Consider the following 20637-nt stretch of genomic DNA (forward strand, 5'->3'; position numbering starts at 1 on the left):
ACAAGGAATCCTGATGAAACCCGAGGAAGTTCTGAAACAGTACGCTGCCGGTGAGCGCAATTTTCCATCCATAAGCCTGAGTGAAGCCAACCTGAGCGGGGTCAACCTGAGCGGGGCAAATTTGAGCGGCAGTAATCTGAGCGTCGCTAACCTAAGTGGTAGCAACCTGAGCGATACGAATCTCAGTCGCGCCAAGCTCAACGTAGCAAAACTCAGTGGTGCCAACCTCAGCCGCGCCAATTTGACCGAAGCCAACCTGAATGTGGCGAATCTTTCCCTCGCCGACCTGAGTAAGGCAGAGATGACGCAGGCCTCGCTGGTGCGGGCAGAACTCACCAGAGCCGAATTGAGCGGTGCCAATCTCAGCTATACCAACTTCAGTGGGGCGGATTTGAAAGATGCCAAGCTGAGAAGTGCGAACTTGAGCTATGCCAATCTCAGTCGAGCGGATTTGAAGTGGACAACCCTCACCGTCGCCAATCTGACTCAGGCAAATCTGCATGGCACTGACCTGAGTAGTGCCGATTTTAGTGGTGCCGATCTCAGCCATACTGAACTGCGACAGGCTAATTTAAGTCGGGCGAACCTGCGAGGTGCTAACTTGAGCGGGGCAAATCTGCGGTGGGCGGACTTGAGTGGTGCCGATTTAAGCTGGGCGGACTTGAGTGGTGCCCGCTTGAGTGGTGCCAACCTGACTGGAGCGAATCTCAGTCGAGCAAATTTACTCGGCACCATCCTCGTCCATGCCGACCTGACCCGAGCCAACTTAATTCATGCCGATTGGTCTGGGGCTGATTTGAGTGGCGCTACCTTAACTGGAGCCAAATTACATGGCGTATTACGCTTTGGTGTGAAGACCGATGGCATGATTTGTGAATGGGTTGATCTCAGTCCCAACGGCGACCAGAGCAGCATTCAGCGCTTGACGATCGATGACTACAAAGTGTTCTTCCAAGAAGCTCCCCCGACAGTGCAGTTGGTGGTTGATGCCCCGTTTAACCAGGAAGCCCACTACGCTCTGGCGGCGGCCTATCGGCAACTGGCACAACAACACTCCGAACTGCTTACCCCCCCCAACATTCAAGTCGGGCGGCGGCGGACTACCCTCACCTTTGAAATGAGCAGCGATCGGCAATTATTTCTATCTGCGTATCTCGCCGTGCTGCCGTTTAAGGATGCCGTCAATACCCAACGCAACTTTAAGTCTTTATTGGAAATGATTCAGACAGCCAGTACAGGCAAAAGTGCGAAACAATCGCTCCAGTTTCAGTTTCTCCAAACCACGTTAACTGAAACCCTTGCCCAAGCCAGCGAGATTACTCTGCCTGACGAAATCGAAACAATTCAGGAGCAACTGGAATTTCTTCAAGCCCCCACAAAAATGACCCTCACCAGTTCTGGTAATCATAGTTTGGTGATTTATAACCATCCAATGTTTGGCAAGCGTCTGATCGAAAGCCCTGATAGCGTTCTGCCTGCGACTGCCCTACTGCAAAACTACCCCATAGTGCTTCCCGGACTGACGACATTAATCGAATTTGTCCAAAGTTTTTACTACGAGCGATAGGATATCTAAACTCCTCAGCTTGGGCTTAATACCGTACCCAGTCAGGTTGGTGTGATTATTGGGCAGATGGATAACGATCGCTGACCTCTCATCAGACAACCACCCAGCCAATACTGAGTGGCACAGTTATGGATCTACACTCCCGTTAGCGTTTTGAAGAAAGCGCCGTCTGCGTCAGTGACCAGTCTGGTCGCAAATTCCGCGCCTGCCGCAGATAGGGGTGATAAATCTTTACATCCGGATCGGGGGTATTAAAGTGGATCAGGAAGCGGATACACCGTTCCAGGCTACCCTCCACATGCATCTGCTGCACATCGAGTAACGGCACATTCGCCCAGTGAGGACGTTCCCGCGCGATCGCCGCCGGAAAAATCGCGTCCAAATCTTTCGTGACGGTAAATGTCACGCTGACAATTTCATCGGGATCAAGGTGGTTATGGGCTTCCAACTCATCTAACAGTTCACGTACCGCTTCTCGAATCGCCTCAACAGTGTTCTCTGAGACAGTTGTAGCCCCACGAATCGCTCGAACTCGCCAACCCACGCCCAATCCTCCCCGAATTGCAAGAAATAAATCCAAACCAGAGTTGATAATATCCTATCGATCGATAGTAGCCGACGAAGATAAGGGGAAAATCAGACCCCCTTCCGATCATGGCTGAAGATCCCCGAAACGTCAGTATATTGATCGCGATGTAACTGAAACTTCAACAAATTCCGTCCAGCATCGTAACTTGCTTATTGTCGCCACAGCCACAGGGGTAAACCGTTGGTTTCCAGTTCAAACTCTAGCCAGTTAATGCCAGCCGAGAGTCCCGGCAGATTTGCGAGTTGGGTAGATGCCCGATCGTCGCTGACCAACCGCCGCAGGAAAGGTCTACGTTCTTCCAAGGTGTAGCAGGTGGTTTTCTCAGGATCAAGTCCAGCTAATTCAGCCGCCCAACGGCGGGCATCTTCCTCAGTGCCCAGGCGATCGACCACCCCTAACTCCAGCGCTTGCTGTCCGGTAAAAATCCGCCCATCGGCAAAACTTTTAACGGTGTCAACTGCCAGATTCCGGGCTTCCGCCACTGTCTGCACAAACTGCCGATAGCTGATATCAATCAGTTCTTGCAAAATATGCCGCTCGGAGTCCGTCATTTCGCGATCGAAGGCCAGGATATCCTTATAAGGACCCGATTTTACGACCTTAAAGGATACGCCCAGCCGCTCTAGCAGGCGTTCTATATTATTTCCCCGCAAAATTACCCCAATGCTACCCGTAATCGTGCCGGGATTCGCCATGATATGCTGCGCTCCCATGCCGATGTAGACTCCACCGGATGCCGAAATATTGCCAAAGCTGGCGACAATCTTCGTTTTAGCTTGCAGGCGTTTGAGCGCCTCATAGATTTCCTGCGAGTCCCCCACCGTTCCCCCCGGACTATCAATCCGCAGGAGCAGTGCCGGAAACTTGCGCTCCTCGACCGTTTTGAGGGCTTCCAGTACCCGCTTGCGTGTTCCTCCCGCGATCGCGCCATTAATCTCAATCCGGGCTATTTGTTTGCGAAACCGCCGTTTTAGAAACCAAATCATAGTTGTCTGTATGCAGTAAATTAACAGTCACTCACCAGCCAGGGAGATTCAGAGATCGAATGGGACTCGGATCTTAACCTACCCCTATCCGCTGCATCTGCCTTATCTCCCCTATCTCCTATTGTTAAGCTAGTCTGATCAGATACTTAACATAAGTATAAGATTGAGTACAATCGAGGAAAGCGATCGATCCATTCATGGATCATCCTCTAGCGTTCCCGAGCAAATTCATGCCATCCAAACTGACTGAATCCCGCCTTCCCTTTGCTCCCCTGCTGTTGATCGCCCCCTTCTTCTTTTGGGGCACAGCCATGGTGGCAATGAAAGGGGTGATTCCCCATACCACCCCCCTGTTTATGGCAGGGATTCGGCTGGTACCCGCTGGGATGTTGGTACTCCTGAGTGCGGTGCTGATGGGCAGACCTCAACCCAAAGGCTGGACAGCCTGGTTATGGATTGCGCTGTTTGCACTGGTCGATGGTAGTTTGTTCCAGGGCTTTTTGGCAGAGGGCTTAGTGCGGACGGGGGCAGGTCTGGGTTCGGTGATGATTGATTCGCAGCCGATCGCCGTGGCACTCATGGCACTCTGGCTATTTGGGGAACAGATTGGGGCGATCGGGTGGTTTGGTCTGGCGTTGGGCATTGGCGGCATTAGTCTACTGGGACTGCCGGAGGAATGGATTATCAGGTTATTTCAGGGCAATGTTGGGTTTGATGGGTTGCAGTTGGGCGTAAATCTGCTCCATGATTTGTTTCAGAATGGGCAGTGGCTGATGCTCCTCGCTGCCCTGTCGATGGCTGTGGGCACCGTATTAATGCGCTATGTGAGCCGTCATGCCGATCCGGTAGCCGCAACGGGTTGGCACATGATCCTAGGTGGTTTACCCTTGTTTGCGCTGTCTGCCCAACGAGAGGTGGATCAGTGGGTAAATTTGGATTGGTCGAATTGGATAGCCATGAGCTACTCGACGATCTTTGGTAGCGCGATCGCCTACGGACTGTTTTTCTACTTTGCCTCTAGTGGTAGTTTAACCAGTCTCAGTTCGCTGACCTTCTTAACGCCCATCTTTGCTCTGTTATTCGGTAATTTGTTTCTGAGTGAGATGCTGAGTCCGATCCAATGGGCAGGCGTAGGGTTAACCTTAGTCAGCATTTATTTAATTAATCAACGAGAAACTTTAATGCAGAAACTGCGATCGCTGACAGCCGGTGAGGAGCCTCAACCCTCTCCCGATCCCGACACCCCGATCGCACCCACCCAAGTTGCCGTTACTGCCGTGGATCAGGAATAGGCTGGCGATCGTTAATTGGATTTGCCGTCGCTGCCTAAATATTCTCGATATCCACAAATCTGATCGCCCCGGACATCGAAGGATACCGCAATCCGATTTTTATAGGGATTGCCCCACATGTTACCCTGATCCCGGAACTCGAACACTACGGTCGTTTCATTGCTGGTCACGCGATCGAGGGTCAGCGTTAATCCGGGTTGAAACACTTCATTCACATATTGAAAAAATTCCCTGGCTCGCTCTTTGCCCACATTCAAGCCATGATACTGCCCGATCGGAAACCAAAAGCTGAAGTCATCCGTGAGCATGGCTAAAAATGCTTGCCAATCCCCAGTCGCTAAGCCCTGTTGAAAATGCTGAAAGGCTTGCTGACCAACCTGTAAGGTATGGTGGAATTGGTCTGACATCGGTGAGGTAGTCATGCGGTAATCGGTGAGTAAACTCAGGATGCACTGACCGGCTCAGGATGCTGCACAATCAGAACGGAACAGGGGGCATGATGGGCAACATGATTACTCACACTACTGAGTAATAGCTCCGTTAAGCCACTATAGCCCCGCCGCCCAATCACGATCAGGTGAGCGCCCCAAATCCGGGCAAGTTCACAAATGGCTTGCCCTGGTTCACCCAGGGATTGGGTAAATTCGGTCGCAACTCCCGCCGCGATCGCCCTATCTGCGCGGGATTTGAGAAATTCGAGACCCTGTTTTTCCAGAGTTTCCCATTGTTGCAGATGGACTCGCATCGCTTCAGCCTGCAACCCAGGATAGGAGGGATCGGAGGGAAAAACTGGACTGGTGTACTCCTGACCCAGGGGCGACAACACATAAACCAGCATCAGATTGGCATGGGTGGCTTTTGCCAACGCGATCGCTTCATCAAATGCTTGCTGGCTGACTTCGGATTGATCGATCGCCACAAGAATTTTTTGAAACATGCCAACCTGATCCTTCAACACTCAGTTGCTTCGGGTTGTGGTAATCATATCAAATCCCTGTGCTGGAGATGCACCAAGTTCAGTGAGCTGTGAAGTCCACTGCCTTAAACAAAGTCCTTCACAACTCTAATTAGCTGGCTGCTACCACAAGAAATTCACAAAAATCGTATATTGTGGGGACGCTCAAACGTGGGACGAGAATAGCGTTTCTCAATCCAAATTCTGACCTCATCTTCCGACTCCAACCAGGCAGTTTGTCCGGTTGATGGATCATAGATGTACCACCACAGTTGTCCAGTTCGATCGGGAGTTTGAATAATTTGCAGTTCTGATCGCACCATTAATAGATTCGTCAAAAATTGCCAAGCTTTACTTAGCCAATGTTGAGGGATCGATTGACTTCCGCGCGAGTCTGCGATCGGATCAGTAATTAATTCCAACTGTCGATACAGCAATTCATTCGGTTTCATGGGCAACTCCGTTCGCAAAGATCAATTAGAGCAGCATGGGAAAGCAGTCTACAGGTGCCGCTGGGGGAGGCAGCAAAGAAGAGTTGCATCACCGCAACATTCATTAAGTTACGGCTAGTCCGGATCGATCGCCTTCATCCGTCTGGGTCGCCCGATCGGATTACTTCACTGGTTGCAAGACATTAAACTTCAGCAGATAGACTAATGTGCGGATCAGTCGGATACGGGAGGCGGGGTCTGTGCCACCCCACTGCTGCACAATCTCTGCCACCGTCAGGGAGCCAGCCTGGGCGATCGCGGCAATCACTTGATCGATCACTCCAGGGGACGATCGGCGATCCGCACCAAAGTTGACCATCCAGGTATCCCGTAATTGTTGCAAACGATCGGGGGTTGCCATCGCCCCCAACGCCAACACCTGATGACCAGACAATTGTTGAGTGGGATAATGGGCATACAACCGACAGGGATCATCACACAGAGGTTGGGCAGGTTGTCCCGCCGCCACCGGAGCCGTTACAGTAGCGGCTGTTTGCAATTCTGCCTGCTCTTGCCAGAGCGTTTCATACGATCGCATCACCACTTGCCAATCGTAAACCTCACGGGCACGTTGTCGTCCATTTGCCCCCATCTGTTGGCGCAGTTCTGGCTGGGTAAATAGCGCCGTTAGCGCTTGAGTACAAGCCTCAATATCAACTGCTGTTATAAGGCTAATATGACCGACATAGGTGCTGTAGTTGAGCGTATCCTCAAAGTAGTTAGCTGCAAAATCTCCACTACAACCGGCTGGGGGTAAGGTGGTCGGAATCCGAAATCCATCCACTTCATGCCGCACTGTTTCCTGATAGCCATCCCAGTCCGTCACAATCACTGGCAATCCCGCTGCCATCGCTTCAATCGGGGTTAACCCAAAGGTTTCTTGAATATTGTCCGCCAGGGAAATAAAAACATCGGCGGCTGACCAGATCGACTGCCGAATTTCCGGTTGCCGTCCATCGACAAACACGGCATTAACACTGGGACAAAAGGTTGCTGCCGCTTGTTTAAATGCCGCTTCCTGTTGCGGATCTTCAAACCAGCCCGCCTGGACTAAATGCACTTTAGTCGTCGTTGCCTGGGCTGCCTGTTCGATCGCCAAATACATCGGCAGTGGATGGGCTTTCGCATGAAAGATCAAGCGTCCAACAAACAATACCACCAGTTCATCCGCCGCAATCCCTAACTGCTGGCGTAACTGTTGTCGTGCGTCTTGAGCCGCCTGTCCCTGCAAAAATGCGGCGCTATCAATTCCTAACGGAATCACTGGCAGTTTAAAGTCGATCTTGGGACGTGCCCCAACCCGTTGTGCCAGGTAATCTGCCCAATCATGCAGCAGGCGTTCGACCAGAGTTTTGACCGCGATCGAGGTACAAATCACCGCATCCCAGGGTTGAATCGGCGCAATCAACAAATCCCCCAAGCCCGTCATCACCTCTTTACTCGCTAAGGTGTGGGTAATACCACAGAGACTATACGCCGATTGATGGCGATAGCGACGTTGCCACGCCAATTGTGACAGCATCGGATCAGGGCGATACAATACCCCTGGTTCCGCCAGGGCGATCGGATTTTCAGAGGACACCCAGCGCAACGATCGCCCCTTGGCTAACCAGGGGCGCACCTGTTGGCAGAATTCTTCAAACTCTTGGCGAGTGCGGGTGTAACAGTAGAGCGATTCAGCAGTGCCATATTGGCTCATGGCTTTCAGGAAGCCTTCACTGGCAGCCTGACGACCCATCAGCCGTTGACTATTCGTATCGTATCCCGCTCGCTGATACAGAATTGCGGCTGTTTTTGCCATAAGGAAATCGAGTTTTAAGACCAATCGTAGACGATTTCGCCCCGATCAACCTTATCTCGAATTAATTCCCGGACTAAATCCAGTTCTTCAATTAACACTTTGCCATCCGCCGCGATCGTCGCTTTGATATGGGTGATTTCACTGGGGGTGATCACACCATCCGCGACTGCCCGATTAATCACAACTTTTAACTTTTCTAATTCTTGTTGTTCTGCGGGAGTGAGGGGCTTGGCATTACAGCGTTCTACTTGCATAAAACCTCCTGCCATCAGTGCTGGCTGACCACGATATAACCAGATGTCACAAACCGAATGTGACACCCACTGTTACTATACGCCCAGAAAAAATAATCTTTGAATTCTTTCACACCGATTTTAACTAGTGTTAACAAAGCGTTATTTGCATCATTTGTGTCACTCTGGCTGAGATAGGATCGAGCCCCTTGGGATTGACCGCTATTAAGCCTGGGTATTGTTGCAGTAACGATCGCACGATTGTAGCCAAATTCGCATTCCCGTTGCGGGCACCCAAGCCATTGATTGCACATTCAATTTGTCTGGCTCCAGCTTGCATCGCCGCGATCGCGTTAGCTACGGCAAATCCGCGATCGTCATGGCAATGTACAGCAATCACCGCCTGATCAATATTCGGCACTCGCTGCCTGACCTGGGTAATCAAATTAGAGAATGTTTCTGGTGTGGCAATTCCCAAGCTATCGGGAATATTAATCGTCGTGGCTCCGGCGGCGATCGCTACTTCGATCGCTCGACATAAAAAATCTGGGTCACTGCGAGTGGCATCAAACGCACTCCACTGCACATCATCACAGTAATTTCTGGCTAAGGCGACACTGGTTTTGATTAACTCTAAGGTCTGGGGTTGCTGCGAAACTTTGGGTAAATGCACCATCGCATAGGTGTGAATTCGCGGTCTGGTTGTCGATCGCAGGGCGGCGGCGGTTTGCTCAATCTCACTGGGTTTCGCACCACTTAAGCCACAGACGATCGCGTGATCAATCACTTGGGAGACTTGCACGATCGCCTCAAAGTCCTGTGCCGACGCTGCCGGATAGCTAACTTCAATTACGTCTACACCCATCTGTTCCAGCAATTGAGCGAGTTCTCGTTTCTGGGCGACTGTGAACTTCACACCAGGTACTAATTCACCATCTCGCATCGTGGTGTCCAAGAGAATAATTGGCTTAGTTAGGGACATCAGTAACAGAAGGAGTTTGGATGGGCAATTCTACTGTAAAACAGGTGCGATTGGAATTACTTTCAACCCGAATTGTGCCCCCGAGATGCTCGGCTAATTTTTGTACCAGTGCCAGTCCTAAGCCTGTGCCCCCCTGTTTCCAGCGATCGATCCCAGGCACACGATAGAACTTGTCAAAGAGTCGAGGTAGCTCCTGCTGCGGAATTTCAACTCCCGAGTTACAGACAATCAGTTGCACAATGCCAGTGGAAGCAAACCCCTCGGCTCGTGCCATTTCCGTAGTGTAGGAATGGGGTCTAACTTGAATAGTGAGCGTGATATGTTCACCGGGCGGCGTGTATTTACAGGCATTGTTCAGTAGCTCCGCCAAGATGCGGTTGAGGCAGGCGGCATCGGAGACTAGCGTTGGTAGATGTTCAGGCAGATTAACCTGTAGGGTTTGCTCCCGGTTTTGGGTGCGTTCGCGGAAAGGCTCAATCACTTCCATCACCCAGGTTGGCAACGGAATTGCTTCCAGGTCTAACACCTTAGTCCCGGAGGCTAAGCGTTGTAAATCCAATAGATCATTAATCAAATCGGCTTCCCGGATACATTCAGTTTGCAAAATCTCCAGGTATCGATCGCGGCGATCGGTCGTTGGTGACAGTTTGAGCATGTGAATGGCCATCTTCATATTGGAGATTGGAGTCCGCAATTCATGGGAAACGGTGCTGAGGAAATCATCCTTAAGCTGATTCAGTTCCTCTAACGCTTGTACCTGAATTTGAGCCGCCTGATATAACCGGGCTTGCCGTACCGCGATCGCACACTGGTTCGCCACCTGGGAGACCAGACGAATTTCTGACTCACTAAAATTCGCCGATCTGTGCCGAAATAACTGCAAATGCCCTAAGATCGCCTGATTGTCAATAATCGGACAAACCAGAATTGCCCTGGGATCGTCAGTCTGCCGCAGGGATACAGCATCACAAAACTGGAGACTTTGACCTGCCAACAATTGGGGGTAAATAGCCGCCAGGTTCACGCTCGGCACCAACTCGGTTTGGGTGGCTGTCACCCCAGTCATCAAGTCGTGTGAGATCAGTAGAATCTGGTCGGAGCTAAATAATGCGGTATCACACCGATAGACCTGCAAGCTATCGACTAATTCCTTGACGACCGTTTGCAAAATTTGTGATTCATCCAGGCTATCCCGAACCTTCTCAATAATCCGCTTCAAGCTTGCTTCATAGGTCAAGGCTTGTTGCAATTGGGCTGTGCGTTCTTCCACCTGCGCTTCCAGAATCGAGTTCAACCGTTGTTCATGTTGATACAGGTTAGATTGTTGAATAGCGATCGCCACTTGAGTTGCCAGTTGGCGTAACAAATCCGCTTCCCAGGCTTGCCAATGCCGACTGGAACGACATTGATGGGCAATCAATAACCCCCATAAATCTTCTCCTTGCAAGATGGGCACAACCAGTTTTGACCGAACTTGCAGCCGCCTCAACACGTCCACTAAACAGGGTGACATATCATCTGTTTCGACATCGACGACCAGGCGGATCGACCCCTGCCGATAAAACTGATAACATTCCAACGGAAACATTTCTGCTGGCAACACCTGCTCTAGAACCGTCGAATAGTCTGGATGGGTCGATTCAGTAATAACGCGGCCTGTACCATTACAAATTTCGTAAATTAATACCCGATCTGCCTGAAGCAACTGCCGCACCTCTTGCACCGTGGTATTTAGAACTTTCTCCAGGTCTAACGATCTCCGCATCCGTTGAGCGATCGCCGCCAGTAACCGTTCCCGTTCTGCCTGCTGCCGTAATACCTCCTCCGCCTGTTTGCGTTCGGTGATATCCTGAGCCACGCCCACAATCCGATAGACCACTCCTGCTGCATTGCGAACTGGAAAGGCACGATCCCAAATCCAGCGTTCACTGCCATCCGGCTGAATCACCCGATATTCTTCACTATAGGTTCCTTGCATCTGTCGGGAGAATGCTGCCAAAACCCGCGATCGATCCTCTGGATGAATTGCCTCAACAAACGACTCTGGCGACCTATATAAACTCTCACAACTGCGTCCCCAAACGACCTCATAGGCACGACTGACATAAAGTAGTTGTTGCTTATCGACAGAACTCATCCAGAACACTTCTCGAATGTTTTCTGCCATCTGCCGGAATCGTTCTTCGCTATCCCGCAATGCCACTTCCGCTTGAAGTCGTTCGGCAATTTCAGCCGCCAACTGATCATTCATGTATCGCAAGGCTTGTGTGCGCTCTTGAACTCGTTGTTCTAAGGTTTCATTGACTTGTTGAATTTCCAAAAATTTCTGTTTCAGTGCCGCTGCCATCAAGCGAAAGTTTTGTATTAACGTAGCCAATTCTGTAATCCGGCTAGGGGTCCAGGGAATTGGCTCTTGTTCCAACAGTTTGTGGGGCAGATTAGTGGTGACGATCGCTAATTGAGCAATGGGATTCACAATTTTGCGGCTGACTAAACTGGCTAGTACCAATGCCACTCCACAGATTAACAGCAGCAACACCATATTTCGGGTGTGAACCTGCTGAATATGTTGCACATAGGGGGTCGCCGCCAGTTCAACAATGATGCTCCAACCCGTTTGGTCATCAACCGCTGCTTTAATAAAAACCGAGTTATTCCAGCGCACCATGACTAAACGACTCCCCTGGGTCGGCAACCAGTGGTACACTCCTGCCGCTAACGGATAAATCTCCCCCGATTGCTGGCGATCGAAATCAGGCTGGGCGACCCAATCTGGGCGGGTACTGGCAATGACTGTGCGTTGGCGATCCAGCAACGTAATCTCAAGCGGCTGTTCCTGAATATCTGCCTTTAAAACAGTATTCATATTACTGAGATTAATTTCCGCCAGCACCATCCCCCCAAATGTTTGCCCCCGGAAAATGGGCACTCCCAGGATGACGATCGGGATCGGGGTTGCCCCTGGATGAAAGTAAACCTGCGATAGCAACGGTTGGCGAGTGCGCTTCACCTGCTCTAGATAGAGACGACTCAAGACGATGGGATGATTGGCAGCAGGATGCTGATCGACCTCTAGCTGAGCCGTCGCATTCAAACTAATGGCTGGTAAGGCAGCCGACGGATCAACATCCAACAGTAAATTTCCGGCAGCATCCACAACATGAATATGGTGAAAGTCGGGAAATGTTTGTCCAATCACCTCGGCACTTTGAGCCAAATTATTGAGATCGGTTGGGGCAGTCGCGACTAAAGCCGCTAGTCTAGCGATCGCTTGCACTCGTTGTTGATACCAGAGTTGCGTTTCTGCAACCAGATATTTAGAAATGACTGCCACACTGGTTTGAGCATCGCTTCGAATATCATTGACCACCTGCCGACTACTCAAAATAATCAACGTCAAGGTTGGCACTAGCACAAATGCCATCAGCAAATTAAATAACGTTTGCCGGAAGGCTAGAGTCCGAATGGCTTGCGGGCGATCGACCCAGCGATGAATGGGTAAATAGGTGAGTAAGAGGCTGGCAATCAACGCATTAAAAATGCCGTTCACCGGCTGCTTCAGCAAAATAATTTGGGCTTGTACCGGGTCGATCCGGAGAATGATGGCATAGAATAACCAAACTAATGGAGCGCCCAGCAGCAGCCAGAACAACCCATCGAGTAACACAATATTCCGGTGTTGACGGTGAAATAGCCCACCAACGAAGAGCGCTTCTAAGGTAAAGGTGACGGTGGTATAGGGATGGTGCCAAATCACATAGGTGCAAAGACCAGCCACGAATCCGGCGAGGGTGCCCCATCTAGTGCCATACAGGCAAACGACCAGCCAAACGGCAACTGAACCAAACAAAAAATCAATGTCAAAAAATAGTGTCCAACGGAAATAATTGCCCAAATATCCTGATGTGATCAGTAGAATCAGCCCAACTATTGCTCGCTGAGACCAGTCAAACTGAGGAAGCTGCCTGAAATAACGCCAGTATTGAGCTAGGTTCATGATCGGTTTTTAATCCTGATCTGACTGTACCTCGATCGCCCTTAGATGCAGACAAGTCACATAAGTGACCAAATGGTATAACGGAATACCAATCCTTAAACCTATTCATCCCGATCCAATAGCAATTACTTACAACCGCTTAACAAATTTCCACTGAGTCTGAATTTAATTAGTAATATCTCTCAATAGGAGCCATGTTTACTCCCATTTTGTCAATATTTCTTTACATTGTCGCTACGAATAGTTTATGTTAATCGCTTATGTTACATAAAATTGGTTTATTCAATTGACTCAACAACTACCTCAAACATTGTATGGAGTCAAAAGCGATATAGAGTCAAACATCTTGCCATGACAGAGCTACTCAACTATGATTCAAACCTACTGAGGCTAATGTTTATTGCCACGCTGCTTAACGACCTTCCCAGAACTGATCAGTGAAATGCCCTGTCCTCCAGAGGTATTAATCATGACTGCTTCAATCACAGGTTCTGAAACCTTTGTTTCTGCAACCCATTCCACCAGAAAATTTGCCCCTGACCCACCACTGGTATGATCTGTTGCAACAAAGAAGCTCGTGGAAGCCAGGGGTTTTAGGGCGACTGGACGCTCAATGTCTTGCCGAATCAGTTGACCATCCGTACCGTAGTACCTCACGGCAGTAATGATAATGGGATTGGTCGAGTCTGTATTGCGAACGCTAAGCGTCGCTGACAAATTCATCACCTGATCTTGGCTATTGTAATGATAGATATGCGAATAGATAGGCACATAAACGGTTTGCCCCATCACGATATCGTCTTGATTGAGGGGAACGGTTTGAAGCTGAGTTTCCTGGTTTGGAACCGATGATGAATTGGATAGGTGAGTTTGGGTTGAACAGGAAGCAAGCGCGATCGCCACAATCACCCCAGTAAAATACGGATGATGTTTCAGCCCCATCTCCCATTTACCCCGTTGCATTAATCCTTCAAGCATAGCCGGAACCCCGCTAGACTCAAACAGTAGTTTAAACTCTGGGGAATAGCCACGTATGGGAAGATCAGCAATGGAGTGGATTGTTGCACAACAGAATCCATTCGATAGCAGCCCTATAGAAAACAGTCAAGCGGCAGGCAGCATTCCTGAACTGGTCATTATTCTGATTGTTTTGCTGATGATGGCAACGGTGGTTGCTCTTGTGAGTCAGCGGTTGCGAATTCCCTATGTCACCGGGTTAGTGCTGGCAGGGTTGCCCATTACAGAGGTGTTTTCGCGGCGGATTGGGTTAGATCCCTCTCTTGTCCTCAATTTGTTCCTACCCATTCTAATTTTTGAGGCAGCAATCAATACCGATATCAGTCGTCTGCAAAGCAAATTCAAGCCGATCGCTCTGTTAGCAGGCCCAGGATCTATTTTCTCGACCGCAATTATTGCGGCGATTGTCAAGTATGGTTTAGGGCTAGACTGGATTCCTGCTTTATTGATTGGCGTGATTCTGGCAAATACGGATACCGTTTCCATGATTGCTGTTTTCAAGGAAATCCGTGTCCCTTCCCGCCTGTCCACCATTGTCGAGGGAGAAACCCTGTTTAATGATGCAGCGGCGCTAGTTTCGTTTAATTTGATCTTGGTGGTTTATACCACCGGCTCTCTCACCGTTGTCGATGGTATTAAAGAACTGCTGATTGTTGCTTTAGGTGGAGGGGGGGTAGGAGCCATCCTGGGCTATCTGAGTTTGCCTATCTTTACTCGCCTCAATGATCCATTAAGCAGCCTGTTATTAACTGTCGCCCTAGCCTTAGGAACATTCCAGATTGGGCAATTTCTGGGGGTATCGGGAGCCGTTGCCGTAGTCATTGCTGGATTGATCTTTGGCAATTTGGGCTTGCCCCGCAGTTCGTCTGCCTCCGATCGCATGTCTTTACTAACTTTCTGGGAATATGCCGGCTTCGGAGTCAATACCTTTATCTTTCTCTTGATCGGCCTGGAGATTAATCCCATCACGCTCTGGAGAATTTTGCCTGCCATCCTGCTGGTGATTCTGGCATACCAATTCGGACGAATCCTCTCGGTTTATATACTGCTGGCAGGGTTGCGCTGGTTCGATCGCCCTATCCCCTTACGCTGGCAGCATGTTCTAGTTCTGGGCAATATCAAAGGGTCGCTGTCGATGGCACTGGCACTGAGTATCCCCCTGGCTTTGCCGGGACGGGCAGGTATTATTGAACTGGTGTTTGGAGCCGTCCTCTTCTCTCTGGTGGGACAGGGGTTAAGCTTATCCTGGTTGGTCAAACGGCTTAAAATTAGCCCCGTTTCAGAGGCAATGGAGCAAGTTGGCAAGCTCCAGCTTCAATTGATTGCTGCCAAAGCTGCCCAGGATGAACTGAATAGTTTGCTGAAATCAGGAGTGCTGCCCAAGGCAATTCATGAAGAACTCTGGGCATCCTATCAGGCGCGAGTCGCCCAGTCTGAGCGAGTATTGCGTGATCTTTATAACCAGTATCGGGCAGGTCATTTGAAAAGCGATCGTAGCGGACTTGATGCCATTCGCCGCCAATTGTTGTTGGCAGAAAAAGGAGCCGTCCGGGATGCCCTCCGCAAGCGCATTGTTCCGGAGGATTTGGTGCAGCCTTACATCAAAGAGTTGGATGAGAAACTTCTAACGTTGGCAGATGACTAGCCTGAATTCCTAGAAAATCGATCATGGGATGCACTGATTCAGAACGGGTCACAACTAGAATGGTTGAACCCGCTTCTAACACGGTATTGCCATTCGGGATTTCTAGATTGGCACAGGCGTGGCATTGATAGCCAATAATCAGCGAGCCCTTCGGGAAGCGAGAATCTTGAGCGATCTGGGCAACACTCCGTCCTGCTACATAGCAACCATTGGGAACAGGCAACTTCAGCACCTCTACCTGCCCTTGCTCAAAGTGCATCATCGATTCGACTTCAGGATATTCGATCGCATTTGACATCGTTGCCACTGCCAGATCTACTGTACTAATAATGTGGCTGGCTTGAGCCAGCCGATAGGCTTCCAAAAACTCGCGATCGCGCATCCGCACCACGATATGAGAGATCCCGTAGCTTCTCGATAGAGTGGTCAACGCCAAATTAAGCGCATCATCTCTTAAGGCTGCCACCACTGCATTCGCCTGTCGAATCCCGGCTTCTAACAGAACCACTGTACTCACAGCACTGCCTTCAAAGGCCATCACACCGATTTTTTCCCGCGCAAATCGACAGGCAAGGGGATCGATATCAATCATGGCAACCGTATGCCCCTGTTGTAATAATTGCTGGGCTAAACCCAGCCCGATCATCCCCGCACCACCAATTACCACGTACATCGCTAGACCATCCAAGCATCAATATTACAGATTACTATAGGCGTTCTAGCTACCGAAGGGGGCAGATGAATAGAGCGTGAAAGCCCTTTTCCCTCAACCAATCACCGCAGATCGAATCGCATTTCGTTACTGGTAGAAAATCCCAGCCGCTTGTATACAGGTGTGCCCAATGGTGAGGCGTGCAGCATGATGCGAGTACAATTTAAGGACTTCAGGTAGGCGATCGCCTGGACTGTTAATTGCTTCCCTAACCCTTGACCACGATAGGCGGCTTCAACATACACCCCCCAGATATAACCATATTTGCGATGATGATCTGCCAACACTAACGGATATAATCCAGCAAATAATTGACACCCCACTGAACCGACGATCGCGTCATTCGCTTCCACCACAAACGCTTGATAGTTTAGGGTCTGTCGAGCGTGATCAATAAATTGCTGTACCACCGTTTGCCAATCGGCAACAATATCATTCGCTGTGGCTCCGTTATCCAGCCAGAGATGATAGAAGTGCTGCGCCAGGATCACATCATCCTGCTCTGTGGCGGCCCGGAAAGAGAGGGTTGGTTGGGGTGATTGCATCATCGCCAGTATGGAAAAAGTTAGGGAGTTAAGTTTGCCGTCGAGTCAGCCGCCTGAATCAAGCGATCGCTAAGATGCAGGAAGCGTAACGTCAGAACCACTGCTGCTACCATCAACCCGATCGCCAAACCCCACCATAATCCCACCCCCGCAAAGCCGAAGCGAATACCCAACAGATAGCCGATCGTTAACCCGACACACCAGTAGGCAACAAAGCCGATCAGCATCGGCAGGCGCGTATCCTTCAATCCCCGTAAGGCTCCCGCCGCCGTCACTTGCAACCCATCAACAATTTGGAATACCGCCGCTACGCCTAATAACTGCTTGGCCAGACTAATTACGGCTTGGTTAGCAGGATCATGGACATCCAAATACAGCGCCACAATGCGATCGGGAATCGCCCAAAACAGTATCCCCATCAGCGCCATAAAAGCACCCCCTAACCCAATCCCCACCAATCCCGCTAACCGCATACCCCGGGTATCTCCCTGTCCGCCCAGTTGTCCCACCCGCACCGTAGTAGCAAAGGAAACCCCCAAGGCTCCCGTAAAGGTAATCGCTGCCGTTTGTAGGGCAACTTGGTGGGCGGCTAACGTCACGGTGCCCAACTGTCCCATCAGAAAGGTAGTAATCGTAAATAGTCCCGCTTCCACCATGACCAAACCACCGATCGGTAAGCCGACGCGCAACAGTTCCCGCATCAGTTTGCCCTGAAATCGGAACAATTGGTGAAACACTCGATAAGAGCGGAGAGTGGAATTCCAAACCATGTAGCCCGTCAATGCCAGAAACATACTCCACAAGGACAGGGTACTTGCCCAGCCAATTCCAGCCAATCCTAAAGCTGGCAACCCAAATTTGCCAAAGATCAGGACATAGTTGCCACCAATATTCAGTAAAGTGCCGCCAACTACAATCACCATAATCGGTCGCGGTTGGGATAACGCTGATACAAAGCTTCGCAACACGGCAAACGCCAGTGCCGGAAAACAGCCCCAAACGATCGACCGTAAATACGATTCAGCCAGCCTCGCCGTTGCCGGAGCTTGCCCCAGCCCTTGCAGCAAGGCATTACCATTCCAGAGAATCACCATCAGGGGAATGGTCATGATTACCGCTAACCATAAGCCCTGGCGAGTCACTTGGGCAGCTCGGTGGCGATTGCCAGACCCATAGGCTTCAGCCACTAGGGGACTGACCGCCGACAGAATCGCACTGGTCACTAACACCAAACCATTAAAGGTAATGGCTCCCAGCCCTCCCGCCGCGATCGTGGCACTGCCCAAAATGCCCATCATAACCGTATCGACAAATCCAGTTGCCGATTGGGCAAGTTGCGCTCCTGCCAGAGGTAGCGCCAGAATCAAACTCTCCCGAACTTCGGTCAGCAGTCGGGATTTTGCAGGTAGATGCTTCATGAAGAACGGATACAGGACGAGCAAAACGGTATCGGCAGAGCGGATTACCTGAACACCCTCAGACTTTGTAATACAGGTAATACAACACTACATCCTCCCTCAGACCGATTCCTCCTGCTACCTCCGATCGGGCGAACCCTTCAGTTCAAAGCAGGGTCACGGTTCCCGTATCCAGGTCGTAACGCCCACCCACCACTTTCAACTTGCCAGATTTAAGCCGCTCCGAAACTAAAGTCGATCGCTGCAACTGCTCGATTTGATAATGCACATTAGCGGTGACGGCGCGATCGATCCCTTCGGGTGTTGGTTCTTCCCGTCCAGTCAGGGCAGGTTGAATTGCCTTGACAAAGGTACTGATATCGCCGGGTAGTGCTTCTTTCTGCACCGCCGCCGTCACGGCTCCACACCGCTCATGACCCAGAACCATGAGTAAGGGACTACTTAACAATGCCACCGCATATTCCACGCTGCCGATCGCTTCGGGAGAGGCAATATTTCCAGCCACGCGGACATCAAAAATATCGCCAATCCCCTGATCAAATAGAACTTCAGCCGGTACACGGGAATCGGCACAACTCAGAATCGTGGCAAAGGGGTGCTGTGCCTGAGCCACTTCTAGTAAGCGACTATGGGATTGATGGGGATGTTGTACTTGCTGCTGGACAAACCGTTGATTCCCCTCCATTAATTTTTGCAATGCGGCATCTGGGCTTAGATCCGGTTGTGATTCGGCAGCTTGCGCTACTTTGGTTTGCCAGAAATAGTCACGAGCAGTCATACCTAAGCCAATTCCGCCGATCGCTCCTAGCTGTAAAAAGGCTCGCCGTCCAACAAAATTTTGCCCCTGGCTCATATCCACTCTCCTATCTTCTAAAAACTGCGTTTGGTATTGCTCTAACCACCGATCACAGTGATCAGGGCAAGTTTTTTACCTCAACTTGCCCTGATATAACCAACAAGATTGATCTTTACAAAGAATTAGAAATGCAAAATTAAAAATTGAACGAATAGTTGCTATTTTTAATTTTCATTTTTCACTCTTTACTCGGTCAGAGTGAGGCAATACATTTGACCGATCGAATCTCCATAACATCTGAAATGTAACAGGTTCCGCCGAACTTATTCAGTAGTGGTCTAATATGCTCTATCACAGGTTTAATCTGTTCTGGCATACAAAACGCGATGATATAGACGTTATCCAACATGGTCATGTCTAAATCTTCGGTTGCGTCTCCGCGTAAGCCTTTACCAGAAACATTACGAATCACAGCATGACCATGAACGCCTGCGTGATCCAAGCCATCCAAAATCTTGCTCAGTTCAAATGAATTCGCAATAATTTCTATCTTTTTAACGAGGTGCATATTGGATTACCCCCACAGTAAATTAATTCCGTACAAGTAAAGTGGAATTCCCACGATGATATTGAACGGAAAGGTGACTGCCAAAGCCGTAGAAACATACAAGCTAGGATTAGCTTCAGGCACAGTTAATCGCATCGCCGCTGGAACAGCGATATAGGAAGCGCTGGCAGATAACACGGCAAATAACAAAGCATTTCCCTGAGACATGCCAATAAACTTCGCGAGCAGTAATCCAATCCCAGCATTTAGTATTGGAATCAGTATGGCAAAAGAGATCAGAAAAGCCCCAGTTTTTTGTAAGTCTTTAATCCTTCGGGCAGCCACTAGCCCCATATCCAACAGAAAAAAGGTGAGAACTCCGTAGAACATGCTTTGGGTAAACGGAGATAGGACTTCCCAGCCGTGTTCTCCAGTCAGTACGCCGATCAGCAGACTGCCCACTAGTAGGAACACAGAGCTATTCAGAAAGGCTTCTTTCAAAACTTCAGGCCAAGAAAAATCCCGCTCCCCTTGATCAGAGGTAAATAGATTGACCAAGATTAATCCCACAATAATTGCCGGTGACTCCATCAATGCTAGCGCTGCCACCATGTAACCATCAAATGCCATCCCCAGTTCATTGAGAAAGGCACTGGCGGTAATGAACGTTACGGCACTAATGGAACCATAGGTTGCCGCGATCGCCGCCGCATCGTAGGTATCTAATTTCAGTTTCAGGATAAAAAAGGTGTAAATCGGCACTAAACATGCCATGAGCATGGCTGCCGCAATAGTGAGAACAACTTCCTGAGTGACACCGCTTTTAACCAGTTCGACTCCACCCTTAAACCCGATCGACAAGAGAAGGTACAGCGAAAAGAGTTTTGGCACTGGAGGTGGGATTTCTAGATCAGACTTCACCAAAACGGCAGTCATCCCTAAGAAAAAGAACAGAATGGGTGGATTCAGGATGTTGGATACGATCAAATTGGCATCCATGTCACCCCTCCTCACACTGAACAACCGCAAACTTAAGAAAACTTCGCATTATCATCTGCTGACGG

19 protein-coding genes are annotated in these 20637 nt (G+C 49.9%); 3 read left to right on the plus strand and 16 right to left on the minus strand.

Annotated features, from left to right (window positions below):
* The first annotated feature begins 13 nt into the window (after positions 1–13).
* The gene (locus ACN4EK_RS04410) at positions 14–1567 is read left to right on the plus strand and encodes a pentapeptide repeat-containing protein (RefSeq protein WP_431656275.1); all 1554 of its coding nucleotides are present in this window, start codon (positions 14–16) and stop codon (positions 1565–1567) included.
* 145 nt (positions 1568–1712) lie between these two features.
* On the opposite strand, the gene aroH is transcribed toward ACN4EK_RS04410, so the two are convergent.
* Positions 1713–2147, minus strand: coding sequence for a chorismate mutase (aroH, locus tag ACN4EK_RS04415; RefSeq protein ID WP_431656276.1), 435 nt, complete (start codon positions 2145–2147; stop codon positions 1713–1715).
* A 158-nt stretch (positions 2148–2305) separates the two neighbouring features.
* Positions 2306–3142: a signal peptide peptidase SppA gene (gene sppA / locus ACN4EK_RS04420; protein WP_431656277.1), complete on the minus strand. Its 837-nt coding sequence runs from the start codon at positions 3140–3142 to the stop codon at positions 2306–2308.
* A gap of 230 nt (positions 3143–3372) precedes the next feature.
* Between sppA and ACN4EK_RS04425 the strand changes: the two genes are divergently transcribed.
* A complete protein-coding gene (locus ACN4EK_RS04425) occupies positions 3373–4434 on the plus strand; it encodes a DMT family transporter (protein WP_431656278.1) in 1062 nt (353 codons plus the stop codon).
* An 11-nt stretch (positions 4435–4445) separates the two neighbouring features.
* Here the strand turns inward: ACN4EK_RS04425 and ACN4EK_RS04430 are convergent, their stop codons facing one another.
* The 8 genes from ACN4EK_RS04430 to ACN4EK_RS04465 form a co-directional block, all read right to left on the minus strand.
* Complete coding sequence (locus ACN4EK_RS04430) at positions 4446–4856, minus strand: nuclear transport factor 2 family protein (protein WP_431656279.1); 411 nt, start codon at positions 4854–4856, stop codon at positions 4446–4448.
* Between the two features lie 20 nt (positions 4857–4876).
* Positions 4877–5371 (minus strand): universal stress protein, encoded by a 495-nt coding sequence (locus tag ACN4EK_RS04435; protein WP_431656280.1) that lies wholly within the window; start codon positions 5369–5371, stop codon positions 4877–4879.
* A 155-nt stretch (positions 5372–5526) separates the two neighbouring features.
* Positions 5527–5841 (minus strand): hypothetical protein, encoded by a 315-nt coding sequence (locus ACN4EK_RS04440; protein WP_431656281.1) that lies wholly within the window; start codon positions 5839–5841, stop codon positions 5527–5529.
* 160 nt (positions 5842–6001) lie between these two features.
* Positions 6002–7681 (minus strand): glycosyltransferase family 4 protein, encoded by a 1680-nt coding sequence (locus ACN4EK_RS04445; RefSeq protein WP_431656282.1) that lies wholly within the window; start codon positions 7679–7681, stop codon positions 6002–6004.
* Positions 7682–7695: 14 nt separating this feature from the next.
* A complete protein-coding gene (locus tag ACN4EK_RS04450) occupies positions 7696–8001 on the minus strand; it encodes a hypothetical protein (protein ID WP_431656283.1) in 306 nt (101 codons plus the stop codon).
* Positions 8002–8065: 64 nt separating this feature from the next.
* Positions 8066–8896 carry a beta/alpha barrel domain-containing protein gene (locus tag ACN4EK_RS04455; RefSeq protein WP_431656284.1) on the minus strand — a complete coding sequence of 277 codons (831 nt, stop codon included), beginning with the start codon at positions 8894–8896 and terminating at the stop codon, positions 8066–8068.
* Positions 8883–12893 (minus strand): GAF domain-containing protein, encoded by a 4011-nt coding sequence (locus ACN4EK_RS04460; RefSeq protein ID WP_431656285.1) that lies wholly within the window; start codon positions 12891–12893, stop codon positions 8883–8885. The genes ACN4EK_RS04455 and ACN4EK_RS04460 overlap by 14 nt, the downstream gene beginning before the upstream one ends.
* A gap of 390 nt (positions 12894–13283) precedes the next feature.
* Positions 13284–13871, minus strand: coding sequence for a DUF3124 domain-containing protein (locus ACN4EK_RS04465; protein WP_431656286.1), 588 nt, complete (start codon positions 13869–13871; stop codon positions 13284–13286).
* A gap of 70 nt (positions 13872–13941) precedes the next feature.
* Here ACN4EK_RS04465 and ACN4EK_RS04470 point away from each other — a divergent pair, with 70 nt between their 5' ends.
* Positions 13942–15555: a cation:proton antiporter gene (locus tag ACN4EK_RS04470; protein WP_431656287.1), complete on the plus strand. Its 1614-nt coding sequence runs from the start codon at positions 13942–13944 to the stop codon at positions 15553–15555.
* On the opposite strand, the gene ACN4EK_RS04475 is transcribed toward ACN4EK_RS04470, so the two are convergent.
* The 6 genes from ACN4EK_RS04475 to ACN4EK_RS04500 all read right to left on the minus strand — a co-directional run bounded on the left by ACN4EK_RS04475 (position 15512) and on the right by ACN4EK_RS04500 (position 20572).
* Positions 15512–16228, minus strand: coding sequence for a potassium channel family protein (locus tag ACN4EK_RS04475; RefSeq protein WP_431656288.1), 717 nt, complete (start codon positions 16226–16228; stop codon positions 15512–15514). The genes ACN4EK_RS04470 and ACN4EK_RS04475 overlap by 44 nt on opposite strands.
* A gap of 101 nt (positions 16229–16329) precedes the next feature.
* Entirely contained in the window at positions 16330–16815 is a 486-nt protein-coding gene (locus ACN4EK_RS04480; RefSeq protein WP_431656289.1) for a GNAT family N-acetyltransferase, read from the minus strand.
* A gap of 17 nt (positions 16816–16832) precedes the next feature.
* The gene (locus ACN4EK_RS04485) at positions 16833–18230 is read right to left on the minus strand and encodes an MATE family efflux transporter (protein ID WP_431656290.1); all 1398 of its coding nucleotides are present in this window, start codon (positions 18228–18230) and stop codon (positions 16833–16835) included.
* A 145-nt stretch (positions 18231–18375) separates the two neighbouring features.
* Positions 18376–19083 (minus strand): carbonic anhydrase, encoded by a 708-nt coding sequence (locus ACN4EK_RS04490; RefSeq protein ID WP_431656291.1) that lies wholly within the window; start codon positions 19081–19083, stop codon positions 18376–18378.
* Between the two features lie 196 nt (positions 19084–19279).
* Complete coding sequence (locus ACN4EK_RS04495) at positions 19280–19594, minus strand: P-II family nitrogen regulator (RefSeq protein ID WP_431656292.1); 315 nt, start codon at positions 19592–19594, stop codon at positions 19280–19282.
* A gap of 6 nt (positions 19595–19600) precedes the next feature.
* Entirely contained in the window at positions 19601–20572 is a 972-nt protein-coding gene (locus ACN4EK_RS04500; protein ID WP_431656293.1) for a sodium-dependent bicarbonate transport family permease, read from the minus strand.
* Positions 20573–20637 lie beyond the last annotated feature (65 nt).

The organism is Pantanalinema rosaneae CENA516 (assembly GCF_050753385.1).
In the GTDB taxonomy this organism is placed as follows: domain Bacteria; phylum Cyanobacteriota; class Cyanobacteriia; order Leptolyngbyales; family Leptolyngbyaceae; genus Pantanalinema; species Pantanalinema rosaneae.